This window comes from Streptomyces sp. MMG1121, from assembly GCF_001280015.1.
Lineage (GTDB): Bacteria > Actinomycetota > Actinomycetes > Streptomycetales > Streptomycetaceae > Streptomyces.
The window spans coordinates 130388-150438 of the sequence record NZ_LGDV01000085.1; the positions used below are offsets into that span (position 1 = coordinate 130388).

Annotated in this window: 17 protein-coding genes and 1 pseudogene; 11 read left to right on the forward strand and 7 right to left on the reverse strand. The window is 71.8% G+C overall.

What is annotated here, in order from left to right; all coding sequences use genetic code 11:
* Positions 1-12 precede the first annotated feature (12 nt).
* Positions 13-1119, reverse strand: coding sequence for an alpha/beta hydrolase (locus tag ADK64_RS09130; RefSeq protein ID WP_053656894.1), 1107 nt, complete (start codon positions 1117-1119; stop codon positions 13-15).
* Positions 1120-1323: 204 nt separating this feature from the next.
* On the opposite strand from ADK64_RS09130, the gene ADK64_RS09135 reads away from it, so the two are divergent.
* The 4 genes from ADK64_RS09135 (at position 1324) to ppk2 (ending at position 3990) form a co-directional block, all read left to right on the forward strand.
* Positions 1324-2160, forward strand: a complete 837-nt coding sequence (locus tag ADK64_RS09135; protein ID WP_053656896.1) for an alpha/beta fold hydrolase — start codon at positions 1324-1326, stop codon at positions 2158-2160.
* A gap of 22 nt (positions 2161-2182) precedes the next feature.
* Positions 2183-2716 (forward strand): TetR/AcrR family transcriptional regulator, encoded by a 534-nt coding sequence (locus ADK64_RS09140; protein ID WP_053656897.1) that lies wholly within the window; start codon positions 2183-2185, stop codon positions 2714-2716.
* A 49-nt stretch (positions 2717-2765) separates the two neighbouring features.
* On the forward strand, positions 2766-3092 hold the full coding sequence (locus ADK64_RS09145; protein ID WP_053656899.1) for a hypothetical protein: 327 nt from the start codon (positions 2766-2768) through the stop codon (positions 3090-3092).
* Between the two features lie 94 nt (positions 3093-3186).
* Positions 3187-3990, forward strand: coding sequence for a polyphosphate kinase 2 (gene ppk2, locus ADK64_RS09150; protein WP_053656901.1), 804 nt, complete (start codon positions 3187-3189; stop codon positions 3988-3990).
* A 111-nt stretch (positions 3991-4101) separates the two neighbouring features.
* On the opposite strand, the gene ADK64_RS09155 is transcribed toward ppk2, so the two are convergent.
* Together ADK64_RS09155 and rodA are read right to left on the reverse strand one after the other, a co-directional pair.
* Positions 4102-4521, reverse strand: coding sequence for a hypothetical protein (locus ADK64_RS09155; RefSeq protein ID WP_053656903.1), 420 nt, complete (start codon positions 4519-4521; stop codon positions 4102-4104).
* Positions 4522-4675: 154 nt separating this feature from the next.
* The gene (gene rodA, locus ADK64_RS09160) at positions 4676-5875 is read right to left on the reverse strand and encodes a rod shape-determining protein RodA (protein WP_053656905.1); all 1200 of its coding nucleotides are present in this window, start codon (positions 5873-5875) and stop codon (positions 4676-4678) included.
* 259 nt (positions 5876-6134) lie between these two features.
* Here rodA and ADK64_RS45820 point away from each other — a divergent pair, with 259 nt between their 5' ends.
* Entirely contained in the window at positions 6135-6428 is a 294-nt protein-coding gene (locus tag ADK64_RS45820) for a hypothetical protein (protein WP_159046202.1), read from the forward strand.
* Between the two features lie 28 nt (positions 6429-6456).
* Here the strand turns inward: ADK64_RS45820 and ADK64_RS09165 are convergent, their stop codons facing one another.
* Both ADK64_RS09165 and ADK64_RS09170 read right to left on the reverse strand, forming a co-directional pair.
* A complete protein-coding gene (locus ADK64_RS09165) occupies positions 6457-10479 on the reverse strand; it encodes a tetratricopeptide repeat protein (protein ID WP_053656907.1) in 4023 nt (1340 codons plus the stop codon).
* Positions 10476-10955 carry a hypothetical protein gene (locus ADK64_RS09170; RefSeq protein WP_053656909.1) on the reverse strand — a complete coding sequence of 160 codons (480 nt, stop codon included), beginning with the start codon at positions 10953-10955 and terminating at the stop codon, positions 10476-10478. Before ADK64_RS09170 ends, ADK64_RS09165 begins: the two co-directional genes overlap by 4 nt.
* Before the next feature lie 206 nt (positions 10956-11161).
* Here ADK64_RS09170 and ADK64_RS09175 point away from each other — a divergent pair, with 206 nt between their 5' ends.
* From ADK64_RS09175 to ADK64_RS09200, 6 genes and pseudogenes are all read left to right on the forward strand, one after another.
* Positions 11162-12001 carry a class I SAM-dependent methyltransferase gene (locus ADK64_RS09175; protein WP_053656911.1) on the forward strand — a complete coding sequence of 280 codons (840 nt, stop codon included), beginning with the start codon at positions 11162-11164 and terminating at the stop codon, positions 11999-12001.
* 148 nt (positions 12002-12149) lie between these two features.
* Positions 12150-14456, forward strand: a complete 2307-nt coding sequence (locus tag ADK64_RS09180; RefSeq protein WP_053656913.1) for a molybdopterin cofactor-binding domain-containing protein — start codon at positions 12150-12152, stop codon at positions 14454-14456.
* Positions 14457-14470: 14 nt separating this feature from the next.
* Positions 14471-14947 (forward strand): (2Fe-2S)-binding protein, encoded by a 477-nt coding sequence (locus ADK64_RS09185; protein ID WP_053656915.1) that lies wholly within the window; start codon positions 14471-14473, stop codon positions 14945-14947.
* 60 nt (positions 14948-15007) lie between these two features.
* Positions 15008-15697 carry a M24 family metallopeptidase gene (locus ADK64_RS09190; RefSeq protein ID WP_053656917.1) on the forward strand — a complete coding sequence of 230 codons (690 nt, stop codon included), beginning with the start codon at positions 15008-15010 and terminating at the stop codon, positions 15695-15697.
* A 66-nt stretch (positions 15698-15763) separates the two neighbouring features.
* Positions 15764-16624, forward strand: coding sequence for a LysR family transcriptional regulator (locus ADK64_RS09195; RefSeq protein WP_234384507.1), 861 nt, complete (start codon positions 15764-15766; stop codon positions 16622-16624).
* A 159-nt stretch (positions 16625-16783) separates the two neighbouring features.
* A pseudogene (locus ADK64_RS09200) lies at positions 16784-17005 on the forward strand (NAD-dependent formate dehydrogenase); the annotation flags it as partial.
* Positions 17006-17081: 76 nt separating this feature from the next.
* Here ADK64_RS09200 and ADK64_RS09205 read toward each other — a convergent pair.
* Both ADK64_RS09205 and ADK64_RS09210 read right to left on the reverse strand, forming a co-directional pair.
* Positions 17082-18299, reverse strand: a complete 1218-nt coding sequence (locus tag ADK64_RS09205) for an alginate lyase family protein (protein ID WP_053656921.1) — start codon at positions 18297-18299, stop codon at positions 17082-17084.
* A 399-nt stretch (positions 18300-18698) separates the two neighbouring features.
* Positions 18699-19835: a site-2 protease family protein gene (locus ADK64_RS09210; RefSeq protein ID WP_053656922.1), complete on the reverse strand. Its 1137-nt coding sequence runs from the start codon at positions 19833-19835 to the stop codon at positions 18699-18701.
* Positions 19836-20051 lie beyond the last annotated feature (216 nt).

A 20051-nucleotide genomic window follows, 5' to 3' on the forward strand; every position in this document is an offset into this window, starting at 1 on the left:
TCGTCCGCACGGTCATGCCGCCGCCCGGAGCCGCAGGAAGTCGAGGATCCGCGGGAAGACGTCACGGTCCGCGTCCTTGCCGATGATCGGGTCGAGGTGTCCGTAGCCGGGCAGGACGGCCAATGCGTGGCGGTCGGGTGCGTGCGCGGACAGCTCACGGTGGCAGATCACGTTCGAGTCGCCGAAGACGTGGTTCCGGTCACCGGCAAGGAAGAGGATCGGCGTGCCGATGCCGGGGGCGTCGGTGAGGTAGTCGTCGGGCAGCGAGGCGTGCCGCGGGTCGCGGGGGTCGTCCTTCACCGCGTGCCCCGCCCGGACCATCTTCCGCACGTGCCGCAGATAGCTCAGTCCGCTGGGGCCCAGCAGATCGGCGATGCGCTCGTGGGTGACCGGGTGGAGGTTCTCGTGGCTGTAGAGGGCGGGCCAGCCGCAGCCCCACATGAAGCTGATCATGTGGCAGGCGGGGTTGTCGCACTCCTGGTGGACCAGCGAGACGAGCCGGGACAGCGCCCGGCCGGGCGTGAACCGGCGTCCTGTCCGCGCGCGAGGATCCAGTACGGAAAGCCCGAGGACGTGTTCGAGCAGTTCGGGCCCGTACTCCAGCTTCCACCGTGGCCCTGCCGTCAGCCGCGGGGTCAGGGCCACGCTGTTCGCCACGAAGCTCGCGATGCCGTCGACGGTGCCCGCGGACAGGCTCATGGCGAAGGCGACCGACCCGAGGCAGTGCGCGATGACGTGCACGGGCCGAGGGCCGGCGTGGCGGCGCAGCTCGGCGAGCGCCGCCGGGTAGTCGAACCGGGCGAGGTCGTCCAGGCTCTGGCGGCCCGGCTCCGTGTTGTAGGGGAAGCGGTTGCTCATCCGGCTGTCGATGGCCCAGACGTCGGTGAATCCGTGGTCGAGCAGGTAACTCGTCAGGTTGCGGTGCTCCGGCATGATGAAGAGGTCACTCGCGGAGGTCAGTCCGTGCACCAGCAGCACCGGATCGGCGAGCGGCGCGCCGCGCGCGCGGCGGAAACGGGTGAGGCTCAGGCTCAGGCCGTCCTCGGTGGTGAACGGATGATGCGACGCCTCGGCGTCCGCCACGCCCTCGAGCGAGAAGCGCGGGATGCGCTGTGCCATGCCTCCCCCTGTGCATCGCGCTCCGACCAGCCCTGATCGCGCTCTCGTCGGAGAAACAGCCTCACAGGGGACGGTACGCCAGACAGTCGGACCGGTAGGGGGATTTGCCGTAAACCTGCGCGTGCCGGGGTTCTCGTCGTTGACAGGATTGGGTAATGGGATTAGCTTTTAGCTAACAGAGTTAGCCAGCGCTGGGGGGATGTCATGACCGAGTACCTTGCCGTCGACGGCGGCACGATCGCTTACGAAGTGGCGGGATCGGGCCCGCTGGTAGTGCTCGCGCACGGCATGGGCGACAGCCGCGCCGCCTACCGTGCCGTGATCCCGTCGCTGGTGGAGGCGGGCTATCGGGTCGCGGCGGTCGATCTGCGCGGCTGCGGCGAGTCCAGCGTCGGCTGGCCGGTCTGGAGCCGTACCGCCATCGCCGGCGACCTGCTCGCCGTGATCCGCCACCTGGGCGGCCCGGCCGTGCTGGTCGGCCACTCGGTCTCCGGCGGCGCCGCCACCATCGCCGCGGCGCAGGAACCCTCCCTCGTCAGCGCGGTCGTCGAGCTGGCGCCGTTCACCCGCAAGCAGTCCATCCGCCTCGGCGACCTGCGGGTGCGGCGCTTCCGGCAGGGCATGCTGCGGCTGCTCGGCGCGGGCGTGTTCGGCAGCGTGCCGCTCTGGCGCTCGTACCTCGACGTGGCCTGTCCCGGCGTGAAACCGGCCGACTGGGCCGAGCGGCTCGGCCGCATCGACTCCCTGCTGCGCGAGCCGGGCCGGATGAAGGCCATGCAGGGCATGGGCCGCAGCGCCCCGACCGACGCCGGCGCGCAACTCGGCGACGTCCGCTGCCCGGTCCTGGTCGTGATGGGCACGCTCGACCCGGACTGGGCCGACCCGCAGGCCGAGGGTTCGGCGATCGTCGACGCCCTGCCGTCCGGCCTCGGGCGCCTTGAGATGATCGAGGGCGCCGGACACTATCCGCACGACCAGTTCCCCGACGAGGTGGTTTCACTCATGCTCGCCTTCCTCCGATCGGACACCGCTCGTGCCTAGGGCCGGCCTGGACACGACGTCCGTGGTCGCGGCAGGTGCCGCCCTCGCCGACGAGGTGGGCCTCGCCGGCCTGACGATGGGTTCGCTGGCCGAGCGGGTGGGCGTGCGCACCCCGTCCCTGTACAAGCACGTGGGCGGCCAGGAAGACCTCAACCGGCGCATCGCGGTCTTGGCGCTGGGCGAGGCCGCCGACGCCGTCGGCCGCGCCGTCCAGGGGTACGCGGGCCGCGACGCCCTGGCGGCCGCGGCGCGCGCCTTCCGCGCCTTCGTCCTGGCGCACCCCGGCCGCTACGCCGCGACGATCGGCATGGAACCGTCCGGTCCGGACGATCCACTGGCCACCGCGGGCCGCCGGCTGCTCGCCGCGTTCACGGCGGTCCTGCGCGGCTACGAGATCGAGGAGTCCGACGTGGACCACGCCCTGCGCATGCTCCGCAGCCTCTGCCACGGCTTCGCCACGCTGCAGTCGGCCCATGGCTTCCAGTGGAGCACCGACGTCGACGAGAGCTTCGAGTGGCTGATCACCTTTGCCGACCGGGGCCTGCGCGCCATGTGACTCGCCCCCGGTCAGGGGTACCCGTGCGCAGGACAGAAAGGAGCCCGTCATGCCTGCGGGATCGAACGCGAAGCGTGAGCGCCAGTACGAGCACATCAAGGAGAGCGCGCAGCAGCGCGGCGAGAGCATGAAGCGGGCCGAGGAGATCGCTGCGCGCACCGTGAACAAGGAGCGGGCGAGGTCGGGAGAGGCCGAGAACGCCGGCAGAGCATCCGTCCGCGATCCGAAGTCGGCGTACGAGCGGGGCGGCCTGCGCTCGCACAGTGGCGCACAAGGACCTACGAAGGACCAGTTGTACGAGGAGGCCAGGAAGCGGAACATCCGCGGACGCTCCTCGATGAGCAAGCAGCAGCTGAAGGGCGCGCTCGGCCGCTGAGGGGGACCGCCCGGTGGTCCTCGGGCCCCACCGCACTCTCGCGTCCGGCGCCGCCGCGCAGGCCAGGGCGCGGGGTCGAGGGGAGAATGGCCCCATGACGGACAAGAGAGCGGCGACGCTGTCACGCAAGAGGTACGTAGCCGAACTGCTGCGGCTGCAGACCGAGTTGGTGAAGCTGCAGGAGTGGGTGCGCGCCGAGGGCGTCCGGTTGGTGGTCGTCTTCGAGGGGCGGGACGCGGCCGGCAAGGGCGGTGCCATCCGGCGGGTCACCGAGTATCTCAACCCTCGTGTCGCCCGGATCGCGGCGTTGCCCAGGCCGACAGAGCGCGAGCGCACCCAGTGGTACTTCCAGCGGTACGTCGAACACCTGCCGGCCGCCGGGGAGGTCGTGCTCTTCGACCGGTCCTGGTACAACCGGGCCGGAGTCGAGCGTGTCATGGGTTTCTGCACCGCGGAGGAGCACCAGCTGTTCCTGCGCCAGTGCCCGGTCTTCGAGCGGATGCTGGTCGAGGACGGGATCCTGCTGCGCAAGTACTGGTTCTCGGTGAGCGACACCGTGCAGTTGGAGCGGTTCAGACGTCGGCTCGAGGATCCCCTGCGGCGCTGGAAGCTGTCGCCGATGGACCTGGAGTCGATCAGCCGTTGGGAGGCGTACTCCCGGGCGAAGGACGAGATGATGGTGCACACCGACATCGCCGAGGCGCCCTGGTACGTCGTCGAGAGTGATGAGAAGCGGCGTGCGCGGCTGAACATGATGGCCCATCTGCTGGCCTCCGTCCCCTACCACGAGGTACCGCCGCCGGTGCTGGAACTGCCCGACCGGCCGCCGTCCACCGGCTATGAGCGGCCGCCACGTGATCTGCAGACCTACGTCCCCGACTGCACGGCACAGCTGTGAACGCGGCGGCACGACGGCTTGTCGACAAAGATTTCCCTGTACGGGGCGAACACGGTGGCGCCGGGGGCGGGCAGAGCCCGTTCTCCCCCCGGCGCCAGCGCCGTCGAAGACCTAGCGGACCGTCACGTTGAAGACGGGCGAGGCCGTCTTCCCGTTGACCATGCGCAGCTCGTTCTTGCCCTTCAGCCCGAGCTCGACGAGCAGCGAGTAGGAGCCGCTGTGCGAGACAGGCACGGACGCGCGCAGGCTGACCCACTTGCCGTGCTGCTTCTGCTGCAGGGTCACCGTGCTGCCCGCCTTGAGGCCGGTGGTCTTGCCCGTGACCCGGAACTGCTGCCAGGCGCGGACCGAGGACACCGACGGAGTGGCGGTGATGCCGGCCTTGGCGGCCGGGGTCTGCTGCGCGACGGCGGCAGGAGACGCGGTGTGCGCGGCCGGGGTGGCCGCCATCGCGGTGCCCGCGAGGGCGAGGGAGGCCGCGCCGAGGACACCGACGACGGCTATACGCAGGGAGCGCCGCTTCGAGACCATCACAGATATGTCCCTTTCCAGGAGTGAAACATCTCTTTCGCGCCAAAAGAGAGGTACATGTCGATTGGCGTAGTCATTAGAAGTGACGGCAGAGGAGAGGCAGGCGTTCATCGGCGCTTTGTCCCTGTCTTGTAACAGCGACAAAGGCCATCAACTACGCCTGCATCGGTCGCTGTACCTGGATCGACTGCAGCAGCCCCACGGCCACCCACACCGCGAACATCGACGAGCCGCCGTAGGAGACGAACGGCAGTGGAATGCCCGCCACCGGCATGATGCCGAGCGCCATGCCGATGTTCTCGAAGGACTGGAAGGAGAACCAGGCGACGATCCCGGCGACGACGATCGTGCCGTACAGCTCGGTCGTCTCACGGGCGATGCGGCAGGCGCGCCACAGGATGACGCCGATCAGGAAGATGATGAAGCCGGCGCCGACGAAGCCCAGTTCCTCTCCGGCGACCGTGAACACGAAGTCGGTCTGCTGCTCGGGGACGAACTGTCCGGTGGTCTGCGCGCCGTGGAACAGCCCCTCGCCGGTCAGTCCGCCCGAACCCACGGCGATCCGGGCCTGGTTGGTGTTGTAGCCGACTCCGGAGGGGTCCAGGCTCGGGTCCGCGAAGGCGGCGAAGCGGTTGATCTGGTACTGGTCCAGGACGTGCAGCCGCCACACCGCGACGGCACCGAGGACACCGACGGCGAGCAGGCCGAAGATCCAGCGGTTGGAGGCGCCCGAGGCGAGGAGCACGCCCAGGATCGTGACCGTCATGACCATCGTCGAGCCGAGGTCGGGCATCATCAGCACGACCATGATCGGCACGGCGGCCAGGCCCAGCGCCTGCATCACGGTGCGGCTGTCCGGGTACTTCCTGTCGCCCGCGTCGACCTGGGCCGACAGGAGCATGGCCATGCCCAGGACGATCGCGACCTTCACGAACTCCGACGGCTGCAGGGAGAATCCGCCGCCCAGGACGATCCAGTTGCGGTTGCCGTTGATGGTCGCGCCGAGCGGAGTGAGCACCAGGAGCACGCCCAGCACCGACAGGCCGTAGAGAACCGGCACCGCGTTGCGCAGGGCGCGGTGGCCGAACCAGACGGTGCCGATCATCAGGACGAACCCGATGCCGAGGTTCATCAGGTGCCGGATCAGGAAGTAGTACGGGTCGCCCTGGTTGATCGCGGTGCGGTTGCGGGTCGCGGAGAAGACCAGGAGCGAGCCGATGACCGACAGCGCCAGGGCCGACAGCAGTATCGGCCAGTCCAGCCGCCGGACGAGGGAGTCACGGGCGAAGAGCCGTGTCCATCGGGAGCGCTCGGGGCCGTACCCCGAGACGGAGAAGCTCTTCACGCCGGCCATGTCAGCTTCCTCCGGCTTCCCCGCCTGCGCGGTCACCTGTGGGTGGTACGACGGCCTCAGCGGTCCCTGCGGTCAGGAACCCGGTGCCGCGGTGGCACGTGGAAGAGCCCGCCCAGATCCGGAGATCGGGCGGCGCCACTGCCGAGATGATAACTGCATGATTGCGCAATACTGCAACCACGGACCGTGTCGCCGAGGACTGTTCGGGTCCGCGCCATGGACCGGCGCGGCCAGGCCACCGCGCTGACCGACCGGGGCGGTGGCAGTTCTGGAGGCCGCGGCCCCCGGGAGCGGCGCGGTCGGCCCGTACGACGGGGGAACCAGCTCCGCGGCAGCGCGGCCCCGGCGGCGGTCCGCCCGTGCTGTTCACCAGGACGGGCGGACCGGCGCTGCCCGGCACGTCGGGGCTCCCCCGTGCCCGCGCGGCTACCCGCTGCCGGGGCCGATCCCGCCCAGTGCGGTGGTCCTGGCCTGGCGCGCCCGCCGCGACCGCGACGCCGCCCACCGCCGGATCCGCGACCCGATCACCGACACGCGCACCTCCCTGGAGTGACCCCATGCCGGGCCGGCCCAGAGGGCATTCAGTCGGAGCCCCGCCGCCACCGGCGGCGTCTTCCTCCCTCTCCCGGACCGGAACGCAGCGACCGGGACCGCAGGAGCCTGGCGGCCTCCGGATCGCCCGCGGCGGCGGCGCGCTGGAACCACTGCGTCGCCTCTTCCTGCCGGCCGGCGAAGAAGAGCACGCGGCCCATGTTCATCATGGAGTTGACGTCTCCGGCCGCGGCCGCGCGGCGCAGCCAGGGCTCCGCCTCCGGCACCCGTCCGCTCTCGCACAACAACGCCCCCAGCGGGCCCATGGCGCCGGTCTCACCGGCCTCGGCAGCCCGGCGCAGCCACTCCTCGGCCTCCGCGAGCCGGTCCCGGCGGCCCATCAGCAGTCCCAGGTTGACCATCGCGTCCACGTCACCGGCCTCGGCCGCCCGGCGCAGCCACGGCTCCGCCTCCGTGAGGCGGCCCCTTTCGCACAGCCGCAGGCCCACGGCGGAGGCGGCGCGCATGTTCCCGCTCTCGGCGGCGCGCCGGAACCAGTCCTCGGCCTCCCCCCGGCGCCCGGTCCTGTCCAGGAGGACGGCGACGTCGTACAGCGCCCGGTCGAATCCGGCGTCGACGGCGCGCCGGTACCACTGTTCGGCCTCGCGCAGCCGCCCGGTGCCGTACAGCAGGTGACCGAGATTGCTCATGGCGATCGCGTTGCCGGCCGTCGCCGCGCTGTGCAGGTACGGTTCGGCCTCCTGCGGCCGCCCGGCGTCGTGCAGGAGGATGCCGAGCGCGCCCGCAGCGGACACGTGCCCGGCATCGGCCGCGCGCCGGTACCACGGTGCGGCCAGATCCCGCCGGTGAGTCCGTGCCAGCAGTTCGGCGAGCCGGTACATGCTGTCGACGTCCTCGGCCTCGGCGGCCCGGCGCAGCCACGGCTCGGCTTCCGCCGTCCGCCCGGTGTCGGCCAGCAGCCCGCCGTACAGCGCCGTGGCCTGTACGTCCCCGGTGTCGGCCGCCCGGCGCAGCCACGGCTCGCTCTCCTCCCTCCGCCCCGCCTTCAGCAGGTGCCTGATGAGCAGGGCGATCGCCGTGACGTCGTCGGTCTCGGCGGCCCGGCGCAGCCATGCTTCGGCCTCCTCGGCGAGCCCGGCCTCGTCCAGCCCGACCCCGAGATCGAGCATCGCCCGCACGTCCGTGGTTTCGGTCAGTACGGCGAGGACCGTCGGGTCGACGGTCCTCGCCCGGGGGCCGACGGCTCCGCGCAGCAAGCGGGTGTGGTCGCGCAGCCGTTGGGCCTCGTCGGCGTGGCCGAGCGGCGGCCAGACGAGACAGACGACGTCGTACGCGTCGAGGAGCTTGCCGACGTACGGTCCCAGACCGGGGCCCGCGTGTTCGTCGACGAGGTCGCGGTAGACGCCCGCGGCACGGGAGGCCGCCGTGAGCGCGGCCCGCAGGTCCGTCTCCGCCTCGACCCTGACCAGGGCGAACGCCTGCAAGGCGTCGGCCAGACCGAGCAGGTCGGTGTCGGCGTCGCCCATGGGCGACCGTTCGTACAGCTCGACCGCCCGCCGGGAGTCGTCCAGGGCCTCGGCCGCGTGACCCGCACCGGACAGCTCGCCCGCGCGGTCGCGCAGCGCCCGTGCGAGGTCGGGCAGATGGGTCACGGAGCCGTCGGCGAGCCGCTCGTAGAGCTCGACGGCGCGCCGGGAGAGGTCCAGGGACCGTGGCGAACCTCGCTGTCCGGTCATCGACAGATGGCCTACGTGGGTGGTGAGCGCCTGGGCCAGCGCGGGCAGATGCACGTGCGGGTCGACGTCGGCCAGCCGTTCGTACGCCTCGACGGCCAGCGCCGACGCCTCCCGTGCCTTCGTGAGGTCCCCGGCTCTCTCCCACCGGATCGCGTCGTCGTGATGGTGCGCGGCCAGCATGGGCGTGAACGACTGGGGGCGGTCCTGTGCCAGCCGGACCTTGTGCGCGGCGGCGCGATCGGCACAGTGCCGTGCCTCGTCGTGCCGTCCGGCCTCCGCCAGAAATGTCGCGTGGTTGTCGAGGACGCCGGCCAGAACGGGGGTGTACAGCTCCGGGTCGCCCGGGCACAGCTCCTCCAGCAGCGTCAGGGAACGCCGGGAGCAGTCCAGGGCTTCAGTTCCGCGTCCCGCGTCCGCCAGCCGGTTGGCGTGGTTGCCCAGTGCCTCGGCGAGCAGCGGACGACAGATGTCCGGATCGGTCACCGCGAGGTCGTCGTAGAGCGCCACGACCCGCTCCGACGTGCTCAGCGCCTGGGCTCGTCGCCCGGTCCTCGCCTGCGTGACGGCCAGGCCGGACAGCGCTCCGGCGAGATCCCGCCGGAAGGTGTCCGGATCCGTCCGGGCCAGGTCGGCGTAGAGGTCGGCGGACAGTTCGGCGTGCTCCAGGGCCTCCGCCCACCGTCCCGCCTGCTGGAGGCGGACGACGAGGTGGCGGTGCAGGCCCGCGCGCCGGGCCGGGGTGCTCTCGGGTTCCAGGAACTCGGCCCGGCGCAGGGCGATCGCGGCGAGGCCGGTGTCGAGGTCGATGTGCGGTCTGCCGCGCAGCCCCTCGATCGCCGTCGTCTCGATCGCGGCCAGGCTCGCGGCGTCGACGTCCGTGATGTCCGCGAGGGCCACCAGCGCCGCGTTCCCGGCCACGAGGGCGACATCGGGTCGCTCCCTCAGCAGGGGGTACAGGACCCGCTCGCCGACGTGCGGCCACCGGTCGGCGGCCGCGGCCAGCACGGTGACGGCGCGGGTGGCCCAGGCCCACAGGCCGGGTGAGGTCAGCAGTGCCTTCGGGACCGTCGCCGCCGCCGGGTCGGGGCTGTGACCCGTGACCGGGTGGCCGGGTATCGACAGGGCGAGGAAGTCCTCGGCCAGCACGTCGGGGTACAGGGGCTCCAGCACCGTCGCGGGGTCGAGCGGTGGGTAGCAGCGCGCGTGGTCGCGCAGCAGGGACCGTACGGTCTCCGGCGTGCCGGCGATCGCGGTGCTCTCCAGGGCCGCTACGGCGTCGTCCCAGTGCTGGGCGCCGGTGAGGGCGGCGACGAACACGAGGTCGGCCATCTGGGCCGGTGCGGTGGCGAAGTCCAGGCCGGCCGTCCGGTTCTCGTACAGCCGGGTCCAGTTCTCGCGTTCCCGGTCCAGCAGGTACGCCGACAGACCGGCCGCCTCCTGGGGTGGTCTGCGCCCGTGCACCTGGGCGTCCACGGCGACCAGCGCCGCCATGTGCACGGCCAGGGTGAGGCCGAACGCGGGGTCGTCCAACGGGACCGGCGGGGTGACCGCGTCGGCCTCGGGGTGCCCGTACACCTCGGCGAAGCGGGTGCGGGCGGCGGCGAACATCGCGTGCCGCCCGCCCGGATCCTCGGGCAGAGGGGGCAGTTCCCGGTCGGAGGGTGCGGCCCGGTCACCGATCGTGGCGCGCACCGCGGGCCAGGCGTGGGCAGTGCGCGCCAGCAGGAGCACGCGTACCGGAATCCGATGCCTGCCGCCCACGTCGAACATGCTGTTGGCGAAGAGCCAGGTCAGGTCCTGCAGGGGCCAGCGGTCGGCGTAGTCGACCAGGACCAGGAGGCCGTGCCGGTCACCGGCCCGGGCATCGTGGCTGCCCTGGGACTCGGGCACCACTGCCCCGCCGTGCCGGGCCACGACGGTCTTCCATCCCGACTCACCCACGACAGCGGCGAGTTGATCGGCAAGGCGGGTCTTGCCCCGCCCTCCGGGGCCGTGCAGCCACCGGACGGCGAGGTCCGCCCCGTCGCCCGGGCCGCCCTCGGTGCACCAGTCCTGGAGTTCGCGCAGTTCGGTCGTACGGCCGGTGAAGGGCACGACCGCGTTGGCCGCGTTCAGCAGCCGGCTGGGGACGGCGGCCCCGTCGCGGCCGGGATGTCCGGATGCCGGCCGGTGCTCCGTCAGCAGGTACACCGGCCGTCCGTCGCCGTGCACGTGGACGTCCGCGTGGATCGCGCCGTAGGCGAACCCCCCGAAGGCGTAGACGTTCTGGACGATCCTCGCCGCTCCGGCGCCCTCCGCCGGGCCCGGGGCGGTCACCCGGCCGCTCCGGCGCCGGGCCCGTCCTGGGCACCGCGGTCGTGCGGGGCGGCGCCCGGCCCGGCTGCCGATGCGCCGGTGTGGTAGATGTTGCCGCCGATGACGCCCTGTGCGAGGGAGTTGCTGCCGCTGGCCGTGATGTGCTGCGTGGTGGTCTGCCGGACGAGCGCGTGCTCCTGCCGGAGCTCGGCGAGGAGTGCCTCCAGCTCGGGCCGTGCCTCGGGTACGGCGAGGAGCAGATCGCGCAGCCGCGTCTCCCAGGCGATCGCCACCCGGGACCGGGCGATGGTGTCCTCCGGGCCGGCGGACGCCAACTCGCCTGCGGAGCGCTCCAGTTCCGCGGTCATGCGCTCCTCGGCACTGACCCCGCGCCAGAGTTGCGGGATCCGCCGCACCGCCCCCACCAGTCCGGTGGCGAGGGCGGTGACGAGCACTCTTCCGCCCTCGTTGGCCAGGTTCTCCACCACATCCGACATGCCTGCCGCCCTCCTCGCGTCCCCCGCGCCGACCGTGTCCGCAGCGCACCTCGCTCGCCTGCCGCCCGATAGGACGCCGGTTCCGTCGGCGACGTTCCGCCCGACGCTACGCGTTCCCCGCCCCGGCACGCTCGTTCATCGAGCGGGATCGCGCCGGCATGCGAGCTGAGGGACCTGCGCGACCGGCCGGCGCTAGCCTGCCCCTCATGCCCGACGACAGCAGACGCGCGGCGAGGGACGACAGGCCCGAGGAGTCCCGGCGGGACCTTCTGCGGTGGACGTTCGACGAGGACGCGGAGCTGTACGACCGGGCCAGGCCCGGCTATCCGCCCGAGTTGTACGACGACCTCGCCGATCTCGCGGGAGCAGGTCCCGGCAGCCGCGTACTGGAGGTGGGCTGCGGGACCGGTCAGGCGACGGTGCCGCTGGCCCGGCGCGGCTGTCGGATCACGGCCGTCGAGGCGGGACCGCGGCTGGCCGCGGTCGCCCGTCGCAACCTGGCCGGCGTCGCGGCCGTCGAGGTGGTGACCGCGGAGTTCGAGAAGTGGCCGCTGCCCGAGGAGCCGTTCGACGCGGTCGTCTCGGCGACGGCGTTCCACTGGATCGACCCGGCCGTGCGGATGGTCAAGGCCGCCGACGCGCTGCGTCCGGGCGGGTCGCTCGCCGTGGTGCGCACCCAGCATGTGCGAGGCGGCACCGAGGAGTTCTTCGTCGAGGTCCAGCACTGCTACGAGCGCTTCGACCCCGAAACCCCGCCCGGGCTGCGACTGCCCTCGGCCGCCGACGTCGACAGCCGCGACCATGCGGAGGAGGTGGCGCGCGGCGGCCGGTTCGGTCCGACGGTGTTGCGCCGCTACGAGCAGGACCTCACCTACACCACGTCGGACTATCTGGACGTGCTGCGGACCTACTCCGGCCACCGGGCTCTTGCGGAGGCCGCGAGGAACGGTCTGCTGGGGTGCGTCGCGGGCCTGATCGACGGACGGTACGGCGGCCGGGTCACCAAGCGCTGTCTCATCGAGCTGGCCGTGTCGCGCAGGCGGTGACGGCGGCTCGTCGTCCCGCCCCGGTCCTGACTTACGGTCAACCCGGCCCACGGAGCACGTGAAAGTCCGTGATAAAAACCCTGAGTTGGGTGGAATCACAGGTGCGCGGCCGCGGAACGGCCACAGCGCAGGGCGGAGGTTCGCGGACATGACCGGCGCTGATCGTTCGGCTCCTCCGGAATCCGGTGGACATGGTGTCGGGCGCAGACGGTTCCTCGGATACGTGCTGGCGGCGCCGACGCTCGTGGCCGCCGCCCAGCTCGGTCCGGCACCGGCCGCCGAAGCCGGCATCCCGTCACCGGAACCGACGGATCTGCTCGACCTCAACGACGTGATGACCACGGCGGCCCTGCCGACCTCCGGCCTGATCACCGTCGAGGTCCACACGGACGGCACCGTGTCGTTCGCTCTGCCGCGGGCCGAGGTCGGCCAGGGGATCACCACGTCGACGGCCATGCTGATCGCCGAGGAGCTGGACGTACCGCTGGAGCGGATCCGTGTCTCCCTGGCCGACGCACGGCCGGAGCTGTTGTTCAACCAGCTCACGGGCGCGTCGAACACCACCATCTCGACGTTCCACCCGATCCGGGTGGCCGCCGCGGTCGCCCGGGGCCGGCTGTTGCGGGCCGCGGCGAGCGAACTGGGCGCCGCGGTCACCGACCTCACTCTCAGAGCCGGTGTCGTCATCGATCTCGCCGGCCGGAGCATCGGCATCGGCGCGCTCGCCCAGAAGGCCGCGAGCATGACGACGCAACAGGTCGCCGTGGAACTCAAGCCGCGGGAGAAGTTCGGCGTCATCGGCACACCGCGCGGTCGCGTCGACGCGCTGGCCGCGGTCACCGGGCGCAAGACGTTCGCGATGGATCTCGACGTGCCGGACGCCAGGCCGACCATGGTGTGCCGTCCGCCGACCATCAACGGCACCGTCGGATCGGTGTCCAACCTGGCCGAGGTCCGCGCCATGCCGGGCGTCACCGATGTCGCCGTGATCTCCACCGGCGTGGCGGTGCGCGCGGAGACCTTCGGCCAGTGCATCGACGCGGTACGCGCTCTGCACGTCGACTGGCGGCCCGGTACCGCGGAAGGGGAGTCCGACGAGTCCGTGCTGGCGCAGCTGCGCGCCGCCGAGCCGCCCCTCGGACTCCCACCGCTCACCCCGAGCGTGGAGGCCGCGTTCACCTTCCACTTCCGCGGCAACAGCGCGTTGGAGCCCAACTGCGCGGTGGCGGACGTGCGTTCCGACCGCGCCGAGATCTGGGCGTCCCTCAAGGCCCCGATCGTGGCCCGGGCGAGCATCGCCGCCCGGCTGAAGCTTCCGCCGCACGCGGTGACCGTGCATGTCACCGAAGGCGGCGGCTCCTTCGGCCGCAAGCTCTTCTTCGACGCCGCGCTGGAAGCCGCGGAGGCGTCCCAGGCGATGGGCAAGCCGGTCAGACTCATGTGGCACCGTGCCGACGACTGCCGTCAGGGGCGCGCCCATCCCATGGCCACCTCACGCGTCCGCATCGACTATCTCGGCACCACCGTGCTGGGCTACAAGCAGCGGCACACCAGTGTCGCCACCGATCTCAGCCATGGACTCGGCGAGGTCCTCACCGCCCTGGCCGCGAAGCTGCCGGTGGGCGACATCGGTTTCTCCGAGACGTTCTTCCAGCTCACCCAGTCGATGCCCTACGAGTTCGGGGTCAGCAGCCGACTGCTCAACGAGACGAACAAGGGCTTCAACACCGGCAGCATGCGCAACGTCTACTCGCCCGACGTCACCTGCGCCCGGGAGCTGGTCGTCGATGAACTCGCGGTGCGGATGGGCAAGGACCCCTACCGGTTCCGGCACGAGTTCCTGCACGACGACCGCTCCCGGGCGGTGCTGGACCAGGTCGCCGAGGCCGGTGACTGGGGCCGGACCATGCCACCCGGCACCGCGCAGGGGATCGCCTTCCACTCCGAGTACCACTCCGTCAGCGCGGCGCTGGTGGAGATCGACTGCCGGCCGGAGACCGTGAACCGCCCCGTCCGCGACGGCGTGGCCGGGCCCCGCGTCACCAAGGCCGTCTTCGCCGTGGACGTCGGCCTCGCCGTCAACCCACGTGGCCTGGAGGCGCAGATGATGGGCTGTGTGATGGACGGCATCGCCCAGACCCTGACGTCCAGCCTGCACCTGAGCGACGGCCACTTCCTGGAGGCCAGCTGGGACAACTACTTCTACACCCGGCAGTGGAACACCCCGCCCGAGCTGCGGATCATCGTCATGCCGACGAGCACCGGGGAGCCCGGCGGTGCCGGTGAACTGGGTGTCGCCGCGTCGATGGCCGCGGTCGCCTGCGCCTACGGCCGCGCCACCGGCACGATGCCCACCAGCTTCCCGATCAACCACGGCACGCTCTCCTTCACGCCCAAACCGACCGTCCCGCCCGTCCCCCAGTCGCCGACCGACGGCCTGGACCACGCCTTCTGACGCAAGGAGCCCCCGTGCCCAAGCACACATTCCGACTGAACGGCGAACAGGTCACCGTCGATGTCGCCGACGACGTACGGCTGTTGTGGGTGCTGCGCGACGTGCTGGGCGTCACCGGCCCCAAGTACGGCTGCGGCATCAACGTCTGCAAGGCGTGCACCAGTCATCTCAACGGCAAGGCGGTCAACCCCTGCTCGATCCCGGTCGGCGACCTCGAGCCGACCGACGAGGTCACCACGATCGAAGGACTGCCCGCCACGGTGGGTGCGGACCTGCATCCCATGCAGCAGGCCTGGCTCGACCACGACGTGGCCCAGTGCGGCTACTGCCAGCCGGGCCAGATCATGGCCGCCGTGGCCCTGGTCCGCAAAGTGGCCGAAGAGGGCCGCGCGATCACGGACGCCGACCTCGACACCATCCGCAACGTCTGCCGCTGCGGCACGTACTTCCGTATCCGCGAAGCGATCAAGGCCGGGGCCGAGAGGATGTGACCCTGCGATCGGCGCCGCCGGGTGTTGCCGGACGTGATCAAGGTGACTAACTTCGGGCCCATGGCGGATGACGAGACCACACGCGCGGAACGTCTGCTGGACGCCCAGGCCAAGGCAGCTCTGCTCTTCGCGGAGATCGAGAAACGCGGGCTGGTGGCACCGGGCGAGGGCGAGCGCGCGGTCAGCGACCGGATCCGGGATCTGGCGAACGAGCTGTTCGGTACGACCCGGCACTGGCACAAGCGGATCGTGCGGGCCGGACCGCACACCCTCGTGCCGTACAAGGAGAACCCGCCGGACCGGGTGATCAGCGCGGACGACATCGCGTTCGCCGACTTCGGGCCGATCTTCGAGGAGTACGAGGCGGACTTCGGCAGGACCTTCGTGCTCGGCGACGATCCGGTCAAGCACCGCCTGCGCGACGATCTGCCCGAGGTCTTCCAGGCCGGCAAGCGGTTCTTCCGGAGCGATCCGGAGATCACGGGTGCCGCACTGCACGCCGAAGTCGCCCGACTCGCCGCCGAGGCCGGCTGGGAACTGGGTGGATGGCATGCCGGGCACCTGGTCGGCGAGTTTCCGCACGAGCGGATCGACGGCGCGGACGTCGAGTCGTACATCACGCCGGCCAACGGCACTTCGCTGCGGCGCACCGACAAGGCCGGACGGCGCTGTCACTGGATCCTGGAGATCCACCTCGTCGACCGTGAGCGGGGCTTCGGCGGATTCTACGAGGAGCTGCTCACGCTCTGACCGGCGCCGGCCCGACCTCGTCGGTTCCCTTTTCCGCGGGGCTCCCTCTCCGCACGGAGGCCGTGCATGCTGCTGCGTCAGCTGGAGTACCTCGTCGCGCTCGCCAGGGAACGTCACTTCGCCCGTGCGGCGGCCGCCTGCTACGTGTCGCAACCGTCGCTGTCGGCCGCGATACGCAGGCTGGAGCACGAGCTCGATGTGCCGATCGTGCGGCGCGGCCGGCGGTACGAGGGGCTGCCCCCCGAGGGCGAGGTGGTCCTGGCGTGGGCGCGGCGCATGCTGGCCGAGCGGGACGCGCTCCGCCAGGAACTGTCGGCGTTGCGCGGCGGTCTGACCGGCACGCTCCGGCTGGGGGTCGTACCGACGGCGCTCCCGGTCGTCTCCCTGCTGACCACTGCCTTCTGCGACCGCCATCCGCGCGCCGCCGTGACCCTGGGGTCGCTGTCGTCGGCGGAGATCAGGCACGGCCTGGCGGAGTTCGAGCTGGACGCGGCGATGACCTACCTGGACGACGACACCCTGCGTCAGGTCCGCCGCTTCCCGCTCTACGAGGAGCGGTACGTCCTCCTCACCCCGGTCGACGGCCCGCTCGGCGGCGCCGACGCGGCCCGGTGGTCGCAGGCCGCGACCCTGCCGCTGTGCCTGCTGTCCCCCGCGGATGCGCAACCGGCGGATCATCGACGCGTGCTTCGCGGCCGACGCAGCCACGGCCGCCCCCGCGATCGAGTCGGACAGCGTCGCCGGGCTCTACGCCCATCTGCCGGGCGGCCGCTGGTCCAGCGTCGTCTCACATGCCTGGCTGCACATGTTCGGGGTGCCGGAGGGAATGCGGGTGGTGCCGCCGGCGGGCCCCGCGCACGGCCCGCGCGTGGGGCTGGTCGTCGCCCGCAGCGAGGCCGCAGTCCGTCCTGGCGGAGGAGCTGTTGAAGGTGGCGCGGGAGGCGGGGCTGCGGGACGCGCCGGACGAGCGGCTGCGGATCTGCGCGCCTGATAGCCGTCGGCTATACCGGCATAGCGCAGTTCGCTTTGACCGGCGCGAACGACCCCGAGGATCGTGAACGGCACCTTCCCGCAACGCCAGTTGAGGAGCCGGCCCCCGCCGACCACCCCTGGCGCACCATGCCGCACCACGGCATGACCCCGCACATCTCCGGTTCCTCCCTCTCGGCGCAGGCACGCTACGCGGCCGGCACCCGCGAGATCCTGGAGTCCTGGTTCACGGGCCGCCCGATCCGCGACGAGTACCTCATCGTCGACGCGGGCGCCCTGGCCGGCACGGGCGTGCACTCCTACTCGGTCACCACGTGACCGAGGCCGGCGCCACCGGGCTTGCGCCGGCGCTCTTCGGGGCGCCGGCGCAAGCCGGGCCGAACGCCCGCGCCGGTCAGTTCGGGTTGTCGCCGGCGGTGAGGGTCTCCCAGGCCACGAAGAGGTTGTTGGTGCCGGCCGGGCGGTTCTGCTCGGTCAGGGTCTGGGTGTTGGACATGGCGATGCCCAGACGGTTGTGCAGGGCGTTGTAGCCGACCTCGGTGACCGGGCCGAGCCCCCGCTTGACGGATCCGCCGCACAGCCAGCTCGGCACCGCGGCGCCCAGCTCGTACTTGGACTGGAAACCGAGCGCCTGCCGCAGCCGCTCACCCACATCCGTGCCGTAGAGATCCTGCCCCTGGATCCGGCTGGTCTCGGCGACGTGCGAGATGGCGGAGATGCCGTACCCGGTGTGCGTGAAGTCGCGGCACGTCTCCTGGGTGAGTCCGGTCACGAAGGTGGACTGGCCCTGCCAGTAGGAGACGATCTTGTCCCGGGTGTTCAGGTTCTGGCTCGGCACGGTCTTCGGCAGGTCGCCGTCGGAGGAGAGGTACACATAGGCGGCGGTACGGGTACGGAAGCGCGCCATGGCCGAGTCGTAGGAGGCCTTGTCCTCCAGGAAGACGGAGATGCCGACGGCCGCCTCCGTCATCGTCAGCTCCCAGTTGCCGTTGGAGTTGGAGCCGTTGATGACTTCGGGCAGGTAGACGGTGCGGAGCAGGGTGGCGAACCGGCCCTCGTTCGGCCAGGTGCCGGGGTACGTGTACTTGATGAGTTCGGCGGCCTTGGCCCAGGAGGCTCCTGCCCAGGCGGTCTGCAGGGGCGCGTTGCTGTTGGTGTGGCTCGTGAGCGTGGCGGACCAGGCGTCCATCAGGTCGATCGCCTTCTTCGCGTACCGGTCGTCACGGGTGACGTACCAGGCGAGTGCGTCGGTGTAGGCCGCGATGGCGTCCTCGCGCTCGTCCGTGCAGCCGTAGTCGGGGTTGGAGTACGGACCGCACTCGACGACGGCACGGGGCTTGGGGGTACGGCCGAGGCTCGCGTACGGGCTCGCCATCATCTGGTCGTACGCGCCCTTCCACGGCTGGGCGCCGGCCAGCACCTTGCCGCGCGCGAAGTCGAGTTGAGCACGCGAGACGGTGACGCCCGGGTGGACGAAGGCGGCGGGAGCGGCCGCTGCCCGCTGGGTGCCGGGCCAGGAGAGAAGCCCGGTGGTCAGCAGGGCGGCCGCCGCGGTGAACGCCAGAGCGGACCGCGGGGACTTGCGACGACGTGGAGCGGGTATGTCCTGCATGAGACACGTCCTCGTATGTGAACAGGATGCGACTCCCTGAACGGAGCGTCGAGCGAAGACCATAGGTACGGACCAAACGTCCGTCAAGTGGCCTGGAAACGCGGCACGTTCTGGTGGGCAGGATGTCCGGCTCCGACGGCATCGGGCTCGGCAAGACGGCCGGGTTCGGCGCCGCGGGGCGCCCACGTCGACGTTCAAGCGCGGTCAGCACCACGTTGCACCCGGGCGACCACGGCTCCCCCGCCCCGCTGCGCGTCGACCACATCCGCGGGGCCGCCGGCGCACTCATGCCCCACCGGCGCCCCGCTCCTGGCATTGCGAGACAGGAGGGTTCACGGTCCGACAGCCCCCGGCACCGGGGACTTCCGCTGCGCCCCGCGGGTCGCGAAGACCGACGCGTCAAGCGGGACGGGCGCCCGAGAGCGGCCCGGCGTTGCGGCGGGACCGGTCGATGTCGTGCGCGGTGACGATGCCGCACAACCGGCTGTCGTCCATGACGAGGATGGGCAGGAGGCGGCCTCCGGTGGCGAGGCGCTCCAGGGCGGAGTTCAACAACTCGTCGGGCGCCGCGAGCGCGCAGCGTGACAGCGGGGTCGCCAGGTCCCGGACACGCAGTGCTGCCCGCTGCGGGTCGGGCAGGGTGGTCAACCGCCGCAGTCTGACGACACCACTGAGGCGGCCCTCGAAGTCGAGCAGGGGCAGCACCGAGTGTCGCGCCCCGGCCGCCACCTCGGTCAGGAACCGGTCGACGGTCAGCCAGTCGGGACCGGTGACCACCGGCGCGGTCATCGTCTGCCCGACCCGGACGCCCCGCAGGGCGGTGGCCAGCTCGGCCCAGCGCCGCTCGGCCGCGGCCACGGCTGCCACGAAGATGCCGACGAGCATCAGCCACAGGCCACCCGTCAGTCCGCGCGCGAACGCCAGCCAGCCGAGGGCGGCCAGCGCCGTCCCGACGACCTGACCGCAACGCCCTGCCGCCCGCTGGGCCCGGTCGCGATCCCCCGTACGCCACCACAGCAGGGCGAGCAGCACCCGGCCTCCGTCCAGGGGTGCGGCGGGCAGGAGATTGAAGACGCCCAGCAACAGGTTCATGCCGCCGAGCCAGCCGAGCACGGCGACGACGATCCGCCAGCCCAGCGAGGCGTCGACCGCGGCCGCGGCGCCGAGGCCGGCCCCGCCGAGCAGCAGACTGGCCGCCGGTCCGCTCACGGCGACCACGAACGCGGTCCGTGCCGTCGGCGGCCGGTCCATCCGGGTGAAGCCGCCGAGCGCCCACAGGGTCACGTCCCGTACGGACATGCCCGCTCTGCGCGCCGTTAGCGCGTGCGCCAGCTCGTGCACCAGCAGACTCACCAGCAACAGCACGGCCCCGGCCACTCCTGCGACCGCGTACACCGCCGGCGTCATGCCCGGTGCGTACCCGGGCAGTGTGCGAGCAGCCAGGCCGTAGGCGAAGAAGAGCATGACCAACGGCACGCTCCAGTGCGCCCGCACCGCCAGCCCCCACATGGTCCCCAGCCTGGTCGAACCCTTCATCGCCCTCACCACCGACGCATCGCACCCCGACTGCGCTGCCTCTTCCATGGTCCCGCGCCGCCGCGGTGACCGGAAAGGGCGCTCGGCACTGTCCGCGCCGCCGTGCGGGCGGGCGGTGAGCGGGGAGCGTTCGGCGGGGTTGGCGGTGAGGCGGAAGGCCGGCCGGCCGGGCCGTCGGTGTGGCTGATCACGACGGCCCGGTCGAAGTCGCCGAAG